We start from the raw sequence: 16307 nt of genomic DNA on the forward strand, positions 1-16307 counted from the left end.
AGAGGAAAAAGAATCCAGATAGAATAGGTGTTGCTGTTAAATGGCTAGGAGAAAAAAAAGAGAGATACCGGAACTGAAGGGCAACTGGCTTACAACATATGGCGACATGGTAACGCTGTTATTGACGTTTTTTGTGTTTTTATATTCCTTTTCTACCATAGATGTACAGAAATTTCAGAAAATGATTTACTCGTTTCAAAGTGCAATAGGAGTGCTGCCTGGGGGAGTGATAGCAATTCCGGGTGAAGAAACTCTACAAGGGGCTCAGTTTACTGGACCTGGTCAAGAAATGACTTTAAATGCTGAGCAAATGAAGAAAGTTCACGAAATGATGGTGGAGTTGCTCGAGGCTGAAAAACTAACAAAAGAAGTTGCAGTACGGCTTGAGGAAAGGGGAATCGTCATTTCGATCATGGATGGGGTGTTATTTGAGACGGGTAGCGTTGAACTTCGACCGTCTGCGAAGCGCTTGATGTACAAGATTGCACAAATTGTCAAGGATCTCCCAAATCAAATTTCAGTTGAAGGTCACACTGACAATGTCCCATTACGTAAAGGACCCTACGGAGATAACTGGGGTTTATCTGCAATGAGAGCGGCGGTCGTAGGTTCTTATCTGGTTGAAGCTGGGATCGATCCCAAAAGAATCAGAGCCGTTGGATATGGACAATCGCGGCCATTGGTTCCTAACGATACGGAGGAACATCGACGTATCAACAGAAGGGTTGATGTCATTATAATGACTAAGCCCAAGGACTAAAATATTTTAAATCGCGAGGTATTACATACATGATAAAGCGTTTTTTATCGATGATAGTAATAGCGATCGTTTGCCTGGCCTTAGGTGTGGGGGGCGGTGTTTTTTTAGGCGCCAAGTTTTTGGGGAAACCGCAACTTGTAGGAGAGGTTTCTGGTAAGACTACAAAGCCGGGTGCTATGTTGCCTCTGGGTGACTTTACCGTGAACTTAGCCGACAAGGATCCACACATAGCAAGATTTAACCTGGTGTTGGAGTTGGCTGATTCGACGGTTGTTACGAAGCTTTCCGAAGAAGGATGGATCAGCAAAATGAAAAATGAGATAATTCTCACGTGCAAGGATAGATATTACGATGACCTTCGTACGGCAGATGGCATCTTGGCGTTGGCTCAAGATATAGCGAAGCGTTTGAATACTATTCTGCCCTCTGTAAAGGGTAATTTGCCTGTAAGAAATGTGCTCTTTCAGGAGTTTATACTTCAATAGGTGGTGGTGAAAAGAAGTGGGACCAGAGGTGCTGTCTCAAAGTGAAATAGATGCCCTTTTAAAGGCGCTTTCAAGCGGCACTCTCGATGTCTCTTCCTTGGTCGGCGAGGAAAGGGAAGGAGCCGTTAAGCTTTATGATTTTAAGCGTCCAGATAAATTTAATAAAGATCAACTTAGGGCGATTCAAATGATTCATGAATTCTTTGCTCGTCAACTCACGACCACTTTTTCGTCCTTTGTAAGGGCCATGGTATCTGTTGAAGTCGCCTCTGTAGAACAACTTTCATACGATGAATTTGTGAGATCGCTTGTTCAGCCGACTGTTATAGTGGTCATGGAGATGTACCCCCTTAGCAGCAATGCCCTTTTGGAGATAAACCCTCGCCTTGTGTTTGCTATTATGGATAGAATGCTAGGTGGACCAGGAAAAAGTATTTATAAGCCCAGAGAGCTAACGGATATAGAGAGAACAGTAACCGAGCGGGTTGTAATGAGAATGTTGGAACTTTTAGAAGAGAGCTGGTCAACAATAGTTGATCTTAGATTTAGGATACAAAACATGGAAAGCAATCCCTATTTTGCACAAATTTGCCCCGCCTCGGATGTAGTTGTCGTCGTGACTTTACAAGTTAAATTGGGGGAAGTAGATGGTTTTATAAACTTATGTATTCCTTATTTTGCGATTGAGCCCATCGTTGACCGCTTAAGTTCGCAACAGTGGTTTGTATCCACTAGCAGCAGAGAAGATGATGCTTCTAAAGAACATCTCACAAAGAGATTGATGAAAGTTAGGGTTCCGCTAAGCGTTGAGATTGGGCATGTTGATTTGATACTCGAAGATTTACTTAAGCTTCAGGTTGGCGATGTGATTAAGCTCGAGGAATCTTGTTTTCAACCAGTTAAGGTGAGGATAGGCGGTAGGGTTAAATATTTAGCCCAAGCAGGAGTGCACAATAAAAGATACTCTATAAAAATTATTAAACCTTTTAGTTTGGAAGACGAAGATATTGGGTTGCAGTCCGAGGAGGAATTGATGTATGACCGATGAACTGTTAAGCCAGGAAGAGATAGAAGCTCTTCTTAAAGGCATCGGAGGAGGTACGACGAAAGAAAAGGAAAGCGAGGAGCTTAGAGAGATTGCATCATTGTATGCTAGGGCTTTCTCAAACATCCTGCAACTGCTTTCGGGAGAAGAGGTAAAAGCCGAGATAAGGGAAAGCGGTTTTTATCGGCAAGATATCTTTGCCAGTAGGTTTAATGTACAGAGTGTTATACTTTATCTCGTTGAATATGATGCAATAGAAGATTGGCAGCATGCCTTCGTTATGGAAGAAAGAATGGCTCTGCTGCTTGCTGATATAATGATGGGAGGCGATGGAACCGAATTGCCTGATACGATGAATGATTTGTATCTGAGTGCTGCCCAAGAAGGCATTAGCCAAATATCGGGAGCTGCCATATCCGAAATGGTAAATTTATTGGGAGGCAGGCGCATCGGTATTAAAAGCACATCTTGTTCTGTGAAAAAAGGCGAGTGGATGCCCTTTGAGACACTGCCCTCAGATACAGAAATATGGGCCTTTTGTATGGATGCTGACATTAAAGATATCGGTAATTTAAAAATGTTGAGTTTAATGCCACAGAGGGCCGCTCTTTTATTAGCAGAAGAAGTTGGAAAAATAATGTCTCCGCAGATTAAATCTTACGAGGAAGCGGTACAAAAGGCTGCGCTGGCAAAAGCCCATGGGCCATTTGAAGGAGCGACAACAGAGAGAGCAGTTTCCGAGCCTCGCGAGTTGAAGCAAGAGCCAGATTCTGTTGAGGTTAGACCTGCTGAGTTCGTACCCTTGAATGCTGAATTGGCTGAGCAAGATGTTGACGTTCAAAATATTAATCTGATAATTGATGTCCCTGTTCGTGTAACGGTCAGGTTAGGTCAGGCTTTTAAGACTATCGGAGAAGTATTGAATTTAGCACCTGGATCTGTGATAGAATTGGACAAAATGGCCGGTGATCCAGTGGATATTTTGGTAAACGGCAAGCTTATAGCGCGAGGCGAGGTTGTTGTAATTGACGAAAATTTCGGCATTCGCATTACGGAGATAACGAATCGTAGCGAAAGGGTTAAGTCATTACGCTGAGTATAAAAGGGGGAAATTTTCGTGCCAAAGGTACTTATAGTTGACGATGCAGCCTTTATGAGAATGATGTTGAAAGATATTTTAGTCAAAAACGGGTACGAGATTGCAGGAGAGGTGTCCAACGGCGTTGAAGCCGTATCCATGTATAAGGAGGCTAAACCTGATATCGTTACAATGGATATAACCATGCCCGAAATGGACGGAATAACTGCATTAAAAGAAATTAAAAAGATCGACCCGAACGCAAAGATCATCATGGTAAGTGCTATGGGCCAACAGGCACTGGTCATTGAAGCCATAAAAGCGGGCGCCCTAGATTTCGTCGTTAAGCCATTTCAACCAGACAGAGTGTTAGAGGCCTTGAGTAAAGCTTTGTCCCAATGAATAAAATTTTGAGAAGACGATTTACGTGGTTTCTGGCCTTTTTGAATGAGCGAGGAAATTCATTATGCCTCGCTTTCTTATTATGCTTAAAGGGGACAAGGGCCTTAGCTTATCAAAACAACTATAAATTTTCGATCGTCCTTTACATCCTAAAGGTTATTATGGCATTGTCTATAATTGCCGTCACCGTGTTTTTATTTTATCGTTATGCAATGCGAAAGGGATTATTCAAAAAGTCTGAGGAATTGCAACTAATCGCGCTTTTGCCCCTAGGTAACGATAAGGTATATTTAATTCGATGCAAAGACCAAATTATCTGCGTCTTTGCCGGTAAATCGGGAGTTATGCTCTTAGGAAAATGGAGCTTGAATGATTGGAGCGAAAATAAAAAGTATGTCTAGGTGGGGTAACGTGAAATTAAAGTTGTCGTTATCAGTGTTTTTTGTCTTTTGTCTCTTGGTTTTTTCAAGCAAACAGGCCTTGGCTCAACCTCAAAGCATACCTTTTCCACATTTAGACATCAATGTTAGAGCTAGCGAGTCTCCTGGTGATGTAGCCCTAACGCTTCAGATCATTGCTCTAATTACTATACTGAGCTTGGCCCCAGCTATTGTGTTAATGGTGACGAGCTTTACGCGCATTCTTATAGTCTTGGGCTTCGTGCGCCAATCTATTGGCCTTCAACAACTACCGCCAAATCAGGTATTAGTTACTCTGGCTTTGTTTTTGACGTTTTTTACAATGTCGCCCGTCTGGCAGCGTATATATACTGAGGCTGTAAACCCATATATCGAAGGGACAATAACGACATCGGAGGCTTATGATAATGCCATTGGCCCTTTGAGGAATTTTATGTTCTATCAGGTTGGCGATGAAGAGCTGTCCCTAATGGTATCCCTTGCTGACCTGCCGCAACCTGAAAGTCGAGATGAGGTGCCAACAAGAGTATTGATTCCTGCTTTTATGCTGGGCGAATTGAAAAAAGCTTTTCAAATGGGTATTCTTATTTTTATACCCTTCATAGTTGTTGATATGATAGTGGCAAGTATCTTGTTGAGCATGGGCATGATTATGCTCCCGCCCATGTTGGTCTCGCTTCCATTTAAAGTGCTTCTTTTCGTCGTAGCTGATGGGTGGGACTTGGTTGTATACAGTGTGGTAAATAGCTTTAAGTGAAGGTGAGGCGAATTGTCGGTAAAAGATGTCTTTCAGGAAGCAATATGGATAATTTTGCTGTCGAGCATGCCTGTTTTGCTTACGGCCATGGTGGTAGGATTGATCATAGGTATCCTCCAAACGGCCACGTCTATTCAAGAACAGACCCTTGTGTTTATTCCTAAGATCTTAGCGGTTTTCTTGCTATTGTTCCTGTTAGGCCCCTGGATGTTTGGCCATGTGTGCGAATTTGCCAAATATTTATTTGAGAATATGGCAGATTTTGTACAATGACTTTCCAATATTCACTTGTTCAGTATTTAGCGATTATATTACTAGTCAGCCTGAGGTTTTTGGGCCTTACAATTGCAGCACCGGTGTTTTCGCCTCCTTCTTTCCCGGTGCCGCTAAAGTTTTTGCTCGTTCTTCTTTTTTCTTTGATCGTAGCGCCGACATTGACTTTTCCTGAAGATCTGTTTAAAGGGTCCCTTTTTTTGCTGATCTTAGCGTCCGCCCGAGAGTTCCTAATCGGGATAGGCATTGGTTTTTTTGCGTCACTACCTTTGTATGCCTTTCAAATTGCGGGCGGTTTTTTGGGGATACAAATGGGGCTGGGAATGGTCAACATATTGGATCCCTTTTCTGAAGCTCAAGTTTCTTTGCTTGGCCAGCTCAAATTTATGCTAGCATTATGGTTCTACTTTAGATGGAATGGACATCTTTTGCTGTTTCAAGGTTTTGTTCAAAGCTTTAAACTGCTTTCTTTGGGCCTTTGGGAATGGTCGTGGGCTATTGATCCTGGGGCGGGAAGGTGGGTAGCTCAACTTTTTTATTCTGCCATGAAGATTTCTCTTCCCTTTATGGGAGCTATGCTTCTTGCCGATATTGGACTCGGTTTCGTTGCAAGGACTGTCCCACAGATGAATGTATTTGTCCTGGGCTTCTCATTAAAAATATTGCTCGGGATGTTAATCTTGATGTTCATGGTGCCGTTATTGGTAGATTTTTTGCAAGGAGAAATTAGCAAAGCGATAGTTTTAGCTTTGGAGGGAGTGTTGGTTTGGAGGTAAACGAGCACGTCAATTTTAACTTACAGTTATTTGCCGAGGAAAGGACCGAACCGGCAACCCCCAGAAAGAGGAGAAAGGTACGAGAAGAGGGCCAGGTAGCCAAGAGCATGGACCTTATTACCTCTGTGGCTGTGCTAATGGGGGTGATTTTACTCTTTTTCTTGGGAACTTTTGTTTTTATGACGTTGAAGGAATTCTTCGCTTGGGAGTTCTCTCATCTCTCGGATGAAAGTAATTTCCGCGGACAATGGATTTGGCGGGCAAGCGTAAGAGGCGTTACAGTTTATATCAAGACGTGGTTGCCGATCGCCTGTTTGTCCGCCCTTGCAGTGCTTGCAGTAAGCTTTGCCCAGGTTGGATTTTTAATTACATCTAAACCCTTAGTTCCAAAATGGAATAGGTTAAACCCTGTTTCCGGTTTAAAAAAGGTTTTATCCTTAAGATCGTTGGTTGAACTGGCCAAGGGTTTGCTTAAAGCTGCTGCTTTAGCCGGTGTGCTTTACATCGGTCTTAAGGGCAGCTTAGAAACATTGCTTTTAACTATGCAAATGCCCCTTTTAAACGGCTTACAAGCATTGCTTAAGACGATATTCGATCTTTCCATAAAAATGGCGGTATCATTGTTTATCATAGCTTTATTTGATTACGTCTATCAAAAATGGGAATTTGAGAGATCCATAAGGATGAGCATACAGGAGCTCAAAGAAGAGTTTAAGCAGCTGGAAGGCGATCCGCAGTTGAAAAGAAGAATTCGCCAAAAACAGCGCGAACTGGCCAGGCGTAGGATGATGGCCGAAGTAAAAAAAGCGGATGTAGTTATAACCAACCCTACTAGAGTAGCCGTTGCACTTCAGTACGACAATAAGCTTATGGATGCACCTATCGTAATTGCGAAGGGGTTGGGGATCATAGCTGGCAGGATCAAGGAAGAGGCGCAAAAACATGATATTCCCTTGGTTCAAAGACCACCTTTAGCCTGGGCACTTTACAACAACGTTGAAATGGGCGAAAAAATTCCAAAAGAACTTTACAAGGCAGTTGCTGAAATTCTTGTATTTGTGTATGGGTTAAAACAAAAAAAGATCGCAAATATATAGTCTTACCTTTGGAGGAAAGTCATGAGCACTACCAGAGAAAGGGCATCGAAGAAAAGTGGCATATTCCGTTTTGCTGATGTAAGCATGGCAATCCTGGTCGTCTTGATAGTGGGAATGATGATAATCCCTCTGCCGACAAGACTTTTGGATGTCCTTTTGTCACTTAACATAACCTTTGCGATAATTACGTTGCTTTCTACTTTTTACGTTAAAGAGGCGTTGGAAATAGCGGCATTTCCTACGATATTATTGTTGGCAACACTCTACAGGCTTGCTCTTAACGTTTCGACCACTAGGCTTATCCTTTTAAGGGGATATGCTGGAGAAGTAGTGATGGCCTTCGGAAACTTTGTAGTTGGTGGGAATTATGTTGTAGGTGCAGTTGTATTTTTGATACTGGTCGTCATACAGTTCATTGTTATCACCAAAGGTGCCGAGCGAGTTGCTGAAGTTGCTGCCAGGTTTACGCTTGATGCCATGCCGGGTAAACAGATGGCCATCGATGCCGATTTGAACTCAGGTCTTATAGATGAAAGCGAAGCAAGACAGAGGCGGGCTCGCATACAACGCGAAGCTGATTTTTACGGGGCCATGGATGGTGCATCTAAATTTGTAAAGGGAGATGCAATAGCGGGCTTGATCATCACTGTCATAAACATAATAGGCGGTCTTGCGATTGGGGTACTGCAAAGGGGGTTAACAGCCGCACAAGCTTTGCAGATTTATGCCCTTTTGACGGTGGGAGATGGATTGGTTGCCCAGATTCCTGCGCTCGTATTTTCGACGGCCACGGGTGTGATAGTAACGCGCGCGGCAGGTGAGACCAGCCTCGGAATAGATCTTATCAATTCACTGACATCCAGTCACAAGCCCTTGCTCGTTGCCTCCGGGATGCTGTTTCTTTTAGCGATAGTACCGGGACTTCCTTTTTTCTCCTTTGCTACGATAGGAGGGATGCTAGGTTTTTTGGGTTACCGCATGACTAAAGAGAGAGCACGCATTGCTGAAATACCTAAAGAGGAGGAATCTCCAGGATCCAGAGCTCCACAAGTTACGCCAGAGAGCGTTTTGCCCCTTATGGCGGTAGAGCCAATGGAGTTAGAAATAGGCTACGCCTTAATTCCTTTGGTAGACCCTTCGCAAGGCGGAGACATGCTCGAGCGCATAAGCACTATCAGGCGACAGCTAGCACTTGACTTGGGCATCATAGTCCCACCCATAAGGATTAGAGATAACATTCAATTGAAGCCCACGGAATATGTGATCAAGATACGTGGAGTGGAGGTGTCCAGGGGTGAGCTTATACCGGATCATTATCTTGCCATCAATACCTCCGGGGTTGAAGAAACCCTTGTTGGTATACCGACAACTGAGCCGGCCTTCGGGCTTAAGGCTTTTTGGATATCTCCCGAGATTCGCGAAAAGGCAGAGGAAATGGGTTTTACTGTAGTCGACGCGTCCTCCGTTTTGGCTACACATTTGTCGGAAACGATCAAAAAGTACGGTGCCGATTTGCTCTCGAGGCAAGAAGTGCAAAAGCTCATCGATGCAGTTAGTGAAAATTACCCCGCTGTCGTAGAAGAACTAATGTCGGTTTTATCCTTGGGCGAAATTCAAAAAGTTCTTCAAAATCTCCTGCGCGAGTCCGTGCCAATACGTGATTTGGTGACAATATTCGAAGCTTTAGCTGACGACGGACGTATTTCTAGAAGCGTTGATTTTTTGACTGAAAGAGTGCGGGAAGCCCTTTCAAGGCATATTACGCACAGATTCAAGGGAGAGGACGGACAAATTACTGTCATTACGCTCTCACCCACGTGGGAGCAAAAGATAAGGGAATCGCTAAAGGGGGATTTGCTGCAAGGTTGGCAATTACAAATGGACCCAAAGGTCTTAAACTTTTTTGTTTCTCAAGTTTCTAAAGCTGTTGAAAGGATGGCTATGGAGGGGAAATTGCCTGTGCTACTGGTGCACCCGGATGTGAGGTTCATAGTTCGTAAAATTGTTGAAAGTAAACTGCCGAATGTGCACGTTCTTTCTTACAGCGAGATAGAACCAGGCACTAAGGTACGATCTTTAGGGATGGTGGAGTAAGATGCGTGTAGTGAGGCAAATAATTTATGAGGCAGATACTGAGCAGGAGGCCTTTGAAAAGGCCCGCAAGAAGCTCGGTCCCGAAGCTGTGGTTTTATCTAGTATTCCCGTTAAGCGTGGTGGCTTTTTGAGGTTGTTTAAAAAAAGAAAATATATAGTGACGGCTGGTATTTTGGAGGAAGAAGAAAACCATAAAAATTTTGAGCAAGAAAAACGCGATCGTTTGATCGCCTTTCAGAAATTACTGGAGAGTACTTCAGCCGGATCTGAGCCTGGGGAAGATGATTTATGGAGACTGACAAATAATTTTTCCGATGCCATAGAATTCTCTGAAGTGGCCGTTGATTTGTTACGTGATTCTTGCAAAATGGGTCAAGAATTGGATGACAAAAACACAGAGACTGAGGGATTATTTGCTGTCCTTGCCAAAGGCTCAAATGATATCAGTGAAAATCAAATATGTGAACTGCTTTTACAGCGCGGTTTTGATCCGCTTATTGCCATGGAGACCGCTAGGGATTATTTCCCCACGAAGGATGACAAGAAATTGGACGAATTTGTGGCGGAATCCATTCCTGTAGTCGGGAATGATTTTATTTCTGCCTTGGGTGGAAAAAAGGCAATGTTCATAGGTCCCACGGGTGTGGGGAAGACAACTACAATAGCCAAACTTGCGGCCATATTTGCGTTGTGGCATCAAAAGAAGGTGTTGCTTCTTGGTGCTGATACTTATCGCATAGCTGCAGTGGAACAATTACGTACTTACGCAAGTATTCTTGAAGTGCCAATGGAGGTCGTTTCAAGCAGTAGCGAGATTGAGAAGGCGCTGAATAAGCACAATGCAGAAATTATCCTCGTCGATCTTCCCGGCAGAAGCCAGAGAGATATCGTCAGATTAGAGGAGTACCGCAAAGTCTACGATGCTTTGTGTCCCGATTGCGTACATCTTTTAATAGCTGCCAATGTTTCCTACCCAACAATGGTGGATGTAGTAGAAAAATTAAAAATAGTTCCCTATGATGCGATTATCTTTACGAAGGTGGATGAGACAACTTCGCTTGGAGATCTATTCAGGCTGACGAAAACTTGCAAAGTGCCATTATCCTACATTACAACAGGACAAGACGTTCCAAGAGATATTGAAGTAGCTTCGCCTAACCGAATTGCGCGGCTAGCCTTAGGATTAGAAAGGCTTTGCGATAATGAATAGGGGTTCTAGCACGATGGAAAGAAGAGATCAAGCTTCTGAATTGAGAAATTTAAAAAGGGAAATTGCTGGGGGAATAAAAACGTACACAATAGCCAGTGGTAAAGGCGGTGTGGGCAAGACAAGCTTGTCGGTCAACCTTGCCTCGGTTCTGGGAAAGATGGGAGTTCGGACTATTGTGCTAGATGGTGATCTGGGGCTTGCCAACATAGATGTTATGTTTGGTCTTTATCCCAAATATCATTTGGGTCACGTTGTAAATGGCGAGAAAAAGCTTTCTGATATTCTTGTTTTAGTACAGGAAAACGTGTACATGCTGCCAGGCGGGACTGGTTTGCAAGAAATGGCAGATTTGGATATGGCAAGACAGCTCAAGTTGATTGATGAGTTTTCTTTACTAGAAGATTATGGTGATGTTTTGCTCATCGATACTGGTGCGGGGGTCTATCGCTCGATAATAGTGTTCGCTTTGGCATCTGATTCATTGTTACTTGTAACTTCGCCTGATCCAACTGCCATTCGTGATTGTTATAGCTTACTTAAGGTGGTATCTGGGAAGTCAGCCACTCCTTTAGAAGTGCACCTCGTGATCAATATGGTAAAATCGGATAAGGAGGCTTTAGAGATTGCATCGAGACTTCAGCTTACGGCTAAGGATTTTCTAGGGATGAATATTAATGTAGCCGGCTATATATTAAAAGATTCTCGTGTAGAAGAAGCTATAAAGATGGGAATGCCCTTTGTTAATTTGGACCCCAACTGCGAAGCATCGAGGTGTGTTGCTTGGATTGCTAAAAAAGTGTTTAACCCTGATGGCGGAGGAGAAGTTAAAATGGCACCCTCCGGAAGGGGAATTAAGGCTTTTTGCATGAGACTTTTAAAGCAGATTCAGCTGAGGTGAAGATGTTGGATGATCAGGTATTAGTTGACATTTTTGAAAAAAATGTCAACGTTAAAGTTAAAATTAATGTAACGACTGGTTTGTATAAGGGAAGTTATTCTTCGCGGATAGAAGACGTTAAGGGTCGCATGGTAGCTCTTTCCCATCCATTCTTCAAAAATGCGCTTGTGCCATTATATAAGGATACTTCTCTAGAGTTGATCATATACGAAACAAAATCACCAGCTATGGTCCCCGTGAAAGTTTTTCGAAGAAGTATGAGCAACGGTATTCCCATTTTATGGGTTGTTCCTGTTGGCGATCCGGTTAAAATCCAAAGACGCAGGTTTGCTAGAGTAGTGTGTAACATTGATGTTCTCTTTTTTTCTCTTTCTCTAGAAGAAAAATTTCCCATGACCGCTCTTTGGGAGAGGGCAGTTGGTATCGATATAAGTTTAGGTGGCATGAGAATGAGAGCAAGGAGGGGGAAAGCAATACTTGGCGAGAATGATAGATTGTATTTGAGGTTAAATTTGGAGGAAGAGGCCAACTTCTTAATTTCCAGGACCATACGCGTAGTTCGCGAAGGAGACTTTCTAGAGGCAGGGTTGCAGTTTGAGGGCTACCCGGGAGTAGTGGAAAAAAGGCTTATTCGGTTTGTAAGAAGCAAGGAGTTGAAAGGCATAAGTGATAACACCCGTGACTAGACAGATAAAAGTTTTAGTTGTTGATGATTCAGCATTTATGCGCAAGGTCATATCCGATATCTTGGAAGAAGACCCAAGGATCAAGGTTATCGCCAAAGCTCGAGATGGGATAGATGCTGTTGAGAAAGTACTTAAATTAAGTCCGGATGTCATAACACTTGATGTCGAAATGCCGCGAATGGACGGCATTGCCGCTTTAAAAGAGATAATGCGCCTCAAGCCTAGGCCGGTAGTTATGGTAAGTAGTCTTACGCGCAAGGGCACGGCGGTGACCATAAATGCTCTGGCTTTAGGTGCTGTTGATTTTGTGGCTAAACCTTCAGGTGCCATATCTCTTGATATGAGAGCAGTTGCCCAAGAACTGAGGGAAAAAGTTCTGGTTGCTGCATCTATCGACATTGAAAAGCTGATGAAAGCAACCCCTCCACCCCATGAGGCGAAAAGACTAGTACCTGTAAAAAAGGGGGAAGTTGAAGTAGTCGCCATTGCAGCTTCCACAGGAGGTCCCAGAGCCATACAGAGCATTTTGGAGAGAGTAAAAACCACTTCCATAGCACCCTTGGTTATAGTACAACACATGCCAAGTGGCTTTACGAAGAGTTTTGCTGAAAGATTAAATGAAATCTCCAAATTGGAAGTATTGGAAGGGTTCGATAACTTGCCGCTGAAACCAGGCATAGCCGTAGTTGCCCCCGGAGGAAGTCATATTATAGTCGAAAGTGATAGAGAAAAACAATTGATATGCCGTTTGTCGGACGTACCCCCTTTGCATTCGGTTAAGCCTGCCGCGGACTTATTATTTTTAAGCGTGGCGGATGTTGTTGGCGGTGCATCTATGGGAATTGTCTTAACAGGTATGGGGCGCGACGGTGCCGAAGGTGCCAGAGCAATCAGACAGAAGGGCGGTTACGTGATAGCAGAATCAAACGAGACCTGTGTTATATACGGGATGCCCAAGGCGACGATTGAGTGCGGTGGCGCAGATGAAGTTTTGCCTCTTTATGCCATCCCAGATCGCTTGGAGGAAATAGCGTCAAAATAAAAATAAATGATAAATTACGGAGTTGATGGCGATGGATATGACCGAATACCTAAGCGCATTTTTAGCTGAATCCAGTGAGCAATTGGTACAATTAAACGACCTTATCTTATTGCTTGAGAAAGATCCCCACTCCCGAGATACGATCAACGAGATCTTTCGCATAGCTCATACGCTTAAAGGCATGGCTTCTGCAATGGGCTATGAGGGGATTTCTGATTTAACCCATGCTCTTGAGGACATGTTGGACATGGTGCGCAATGACGAATACGAATTAAAGACCGAGGATATTGATTTAATGTTTAAGTGCCTGGATTTACTTTCTGCGGCGATCGAAAAAGTTCGAGGGACAGGAAAAGAGGGAGAAATTAGTGATAAGTTGCATGAGGTTGCAAGTATCGTAAAGGCGAGTTTTGGGCGTGAGGGTAAGGAGACAAAAAAAGAAGCATTTAGTTTATCTGATGACTTAACTTCTATGGAGCTGGGTTGGTTTGAAACGGCCAGAGAGCAGGGTTTGGATGTATATAAGATATTTGTAAAAATAGCCTCTGATTGTGCTTTAAAGTCAGCTAGGGCTTATTTGGTAATTACGCGCCTCGAAGAAATTGGTGAACTTGTTAAGGTAGTGCCGCCAGTGGAGGATCTTGAGAAGGAGAACTTCGGGGATAGTTTTTATGTTTATTTGACGACCAAGGAACCAAAAGAAGTGCCTGAGGAGATTTTGTCTTCTATTTCTGATATTAGTACCTTTAAGATTGAGCTTGTTGAGCCAGAAGTCTCAGACGTGCGAGTTGCCTCCCAAGAACCTGGTACAATTAGCGGACAAGTAGATGATAAAAAGGCTCAGGAAGACATGATAAGCGATGCATTGAATGCCCTTAAAAGGCAGCAAAGCACAACAGTGAGAGTTGATATCGGTAGGTTGGATAAATTAATGAATTTAGTAGGTGAGTTGGTTATCGGAAGGGCGCGCATAGAGCGTCTGGCTGCCGAGGCGAGTTTGAGCGAATTCGAGGAACCGTTGTTGCAGTTAGGCAGAATATCTACCGAAATTCAGGAGATAGTTACGAAGTTAAGGATGGTTCCAGTAGCTTATGTCTTTGATAGATTTCCCAGAATGGTTCGGGATTTATGCAGGAGTCTCGGCAAAGAAGCAGAAGTACTAATAGAAGGTAGCGATACAGAGCTAGATAGGACCGTCATAGACGAGATTGGTGACCCGATGATTCATCTTTTGCGAAACGCACTGGATCACGGCATCGAATCCCCACAAGAAAGAATAGCTAAAGGCAAGCCTCGCGTTGGCTCGATAACCGTAGCAGCCTTTCAAGAGGGCAATAGCGTTGTAATAGAAGTAATGGACGATGGGAGGGGAATTGACCCCCAGGTGGTTAAAAGAAAAGCGAGCGAAAAGGGCTTAATCACCAAAGAGGAAGCCGATTCGATGTCCGATGAGGAAGCACTGGGACTTCTTTGCCTCCCGGGTTTTAGTACTTCCGAAAGGGTTACGGATTTATCCGGTCGAGGGGTCGGCATGGACGTAGTGAAAAGTAAAGTTGAATCTTTAGGGGGACAATTCCAGATTACTTCTAAGGTGGGCGAGGGCACCAAAGTTACAATAAAACTGCCGTTGACGCTTGCTATAGTGTTGGCTCTTTTAATACGCATAGGCGATGAAACTTATGCCATATCGCTTGAGAACGTGGAAGAAACGTTATTGGTGGATAAAAACGAGACGAGGCACGTACACGGCTCTCTAGTGACCACTATTAGGGGGGAAATACTGTCTCTACACGATTTGAAGGCGTTGCTAAGCTATCCTGGAGAACAGTATGATAAAGAAGAATATCCTGTCGTTGTAGTGCGAGCGGGTGCCAGCGGCAAGCGCCGCGGGCTAATTGTCGATGAGCTGATAGGACAGCAAGATATAGTTATAAAACCGCTGGGAAAATTGCTGTCTAAGGTGCGTGGCGTGGCTGGGGCCACAATTTTAGGCGATGGTAAAGTTGCATTGATACTGGATGTAGCTGGTGTTGGGAATTGGTGATCAACTAATTTATCTCAAAGAATGGCTGGGGATCGAAAGATGGGGCACAATGAACTGGAAGGTTTAAGTTCCTTTCATTTGGACGTCATACGAGAGACGGTAAATATAGGTGCGGGTAACGCCGCTACTGCCCTGTCACAGCTCGTGGGGTCAGCTGTGACCATGGATGTTCCTAAAGCGGAGTTAGTTTCTATATACGAATTGGCGGATCGCTATACCTCTCCCACGAAAATAGTCAGCGCCGTTTATCTCCGGTTTGAGGGCGAATTTTCTGGAAACATGCTTTGGATTATGAGTGATGATATAGCAAAGGAACTCGTAAGGATGCTAATTGCAAAAGATTTCGGCGATTTGTCGCAGGATCAAATGGACCAAATTGCCGATAGTTTATTAGTTGAGGTGGGCAACATCGTATTGAGCTCCTTTTTGAATGCCATTAGTGCCATGATCAATTGTCCTTTGCCCGTTACTGTACCGGCCATTGCCCATGATATGTTAGGAGCCATACTCGATCTGTTGGCTGCCTATTATGGTATGGTTGGAGAGGTAGCCATCATTTCGGAAACCCAGCTTCGAGTTGCTGGGAACGAGAGCCCTTTGAGCGGCCACGTCATGCTTTTGCCGGATCCCCAGTGTTTATCGGTGTTGCTTTCAAAGCTGGGGGTGCTCTAGTGCTATGGTGCCAGTTTATCACGTTGGTATGGGGGATATTGTTGTAGCTAAACATCCGGTGGTGCTTACCTCTTTAGGATTAGGCTCATGTCTTGGATTAGTTATTTATGATGAAATAGCGAAGGTCGCAGGAATGGGCCATGTGATGTTACCTGAAAATCATGAGGGCCAAAACGTTAAGAAATTTGGTAAATACGTTGATACGGCTGTGCCAAGATTAATGGAAGAATTAATTGCTTTGGGAGCCCTGAAATCAAGGCTTAAAGCTAAAATGGCGGGTGGCGCTCAAATGTTTTCGATTCCCGGTAAAAAATCTAGCTCCTTTTTGACTATTGGAGAGCGCAATATTGAAGCCGCTAAACGCGTATTAAATAATTTTAGCATACCTCTGGTCGGGTGTGATGTAGGTGGCAATAAGGGTCGTAGCGTTGAATTTCACACCGAACATTGGATCATGGTGGTAAAGGTGATCGGTTCCGAAATGAAGAGAATATGAAGATAAAGATTGAAGGGAGCTGGGCAAAAAAATGAAGGGGGCAGAGGGGAACAATAAGTCCGAATCGAGCGAG

The 16307-nt window shown here is 43.8% G+C and carries 17 protein-coding genes; all 17 read left to right on the forward strand.

Going from position 1 to position 16307, the window contains the following annotated elements:
- Positions 1-40 precede the first annotated feature (40 nt).
- Positions 41-760, forward strand: coding sequence for a flagellar motor protein MotB (locus tag Q7P41_RS10175; protein ID WP_303884009.1), 720 nt, complete (start codon positions 41-43; stop codon positions 758-760).
- Between the two features lie 29 nt (positions 761-789).
- Positions 790-1245 (forward strand): flagellar basal body-associated protein FliL, encoded by a 456-nt coding sequence (gene fliL / locus Q7P41_RS10180; protein WP_303884010.1) that lies wholly within the window; start codon positions 790-792, stop codon positions 1243-1245.
- Between the two features lie 16 nt (positions 1246-1261).
- Positions 1262-2293 (forward strand): flagellar motor switch protein FliM, encoded by a 1032-nt coding sequence (gene fliM / locus Q7P41_RS10185; protein ID WP_303884011.1) that lies wholly within the window; start codon positions 1262-1264, stop codon positions 2291-2293.
- A complete protein-coding gene (gene fliN, locus Q7P41_RS10190; protein WP_303884013.1) occupies positions 2283-3386 on the forward strand; it encodes a flagellar motor switch protein FliN in 1104 nt (367 codons plus the stop codon). Before fliM ends, fliN begins: the two co-directional genes overlap by 11 nt.
- A gap of 21 nt (positions 3387-3407) precedes the next feature.
- Positions 3408-3770: a response regulator gene (locus tag Q7P41_RS10195; RefSeq protein ID WP_303884015.1), complete on the forward strand. Its 363-nt coding sequence runs from the start codon at positions 3408-3410 to the stop codon at positions 3768-3770.
- A 411-nt stretch (positions 3771-4181) separates the two neighbouring features.
- The gene (gene fliP / locus Q7P41_RS10200; protein WP_303884016.1) at positions 4182-4946 is read left to right on the forward strand and encodes a flagellar type III secretion system pore protein FliP; all 765 of its coding nucleotides are present in this window, start codon (positions 4182-4184) and stop codon (positions 4944-4946) included.
- Between the two features lie 12 nt (positions 4947-4958).
- Positions 4959-5219 carry a flagellar biosynthesis protein FliQ gene (gene fliQ, locus Q7P41_RS10205; RefSeq protein WP_303884017.1) on the forward strand — a complete coding sequence of 87 codons (261 nt, stop codon included), beginning with the start codon at positions 4959-4961 and terminating at the stop codon, positions 5217-5219.
- A complete protein-coding gene (gene fliR, locus Q7P41_RS10210; RefSeq protein WP_303884019.1) occupies positions 5216-5995 on the forward strand; it encodes a flagellar biosynthetic protein FliR in 780 nt (259 codons plus the stop codon). The genes fliQ and fliR overlap by 4 nt, the downstream gene beginning before the upstream one ends.
- The gene (flhB, locus tag Q7P41_RS10215) at positions 5986-7092 is read left to right on the forward strand and encodes a flagellar biosynthesis protein FlhB (RefSeq protein ID WP_303884020.1); all 1107 of its coding nucleotides are present in this window, start codon (positions 5986-5988) and stop codon (positions 7090-7092) included. Before fliR ends, flhB begins: the two co-directional genes overlap by 10 nt.
- Positions 7093-7113: 21 nt before the next feature.
- Positions 7114-9186 carry a flagellar biosynthesis protein FlhA gene (gene flhA, locus Q7P41_RS10220; protein WP_303884021.1) on the forward strand — a complete coding sequence of 691 codons (2073 nt, stop codon included), beginning with the start codon at positions 7114-7116 and terminating at the stop codon, positions 9184-9186.
- Position 9187: 1 nt separating this feature from the next.
- Entirely contained in the window at positions 9188-10396 is a 1209-nt protein-coding gene (flhF, locus tag Q7P41_RS10225; RefSeq protein ID WP_303884023.1) for a flagellar biosynthesis protein FlhF, read from the forward strand.
- Positions 10397-10409: 13 nt separating this feature from the next.
- Positions 10410-11294 carry a MinD/ParA family protein gene (locus Q7P41_RS10230; protein WP_303884024.1) on the forward strand — a complete coding sequence of 295 codons (885 nt, stop codon included), beginning with the start codon at positions 10410-10412 and terminating at the stop codon, positions 11292-11294.
- The gene (locus Q7P41_RS10235) at positions 11258-11980 is read left to right on the forward strand and encodes a flagellar brake protein (protein WP_303884025.1); all 723 of its coding nucleotides are present in this window, start codon (positions 11258-11260) and stop codon (positions 11978-11980) included. The genes Q7P41_RS10230 and Q7P41_RS10235 overlap by 37 nt, the downstream gene beginning before the upstream one ends.
- Positions 11961-13022: a chemotaxis response regulator protein-glutamate methylesterase gene (locus tag Q7P41_RS10240; RefSeq protein WP_369693157.1), complete on the forward strand. Its 1062-nt coding sequence runs from the start codon at positions 11961-11963 to the stop codon at positions 13020-13022. The genes Q7P41_RS10235 and Q7P41_RS10240 overlap by 20 nt, the downstream gene beginning before the upstream one ends.
- Before the next feature lie 31 nt (positions 13023-13053).
- Positions 13054-15066, forward strand: a complete 2013-nt coding sequence (locus Q7P41_RS10245) for a chemotaxis protein CheA (protein ID WP_303884026.1) — start codon at positions 13054-13056, stop codon at positions 15064-15066.
- A gap of 39 nt (positions 15067-15105) precedes the next feature.
- Positions 15106-15738 (forward strand): chemotaxis protein CheC, encoded by a 633-nt coding sequence (locus Q7P41_RS10250; RefSeq protein WP_303884028.1) that lies wholly within the window; start codon positions 15106-15108, stop codon positions 15736-15738.
- Positions 15739-15742: 4 nt separating this feature from the next.
- A complete protein-coding gene (locus Q7P41_RS10255) occupies positions 15743-16234 on the forward strand; it encodes a chemotaxis protein CheD (protein WP_303884029.1) in 492 nt (163 codons plus the stop codon).
- Positions 16235-16307 lie beyond the last annotated feature (73 nt).

It is taken from the genome of Acetomicrobium mobile (genome assembly GCF_937920065.1).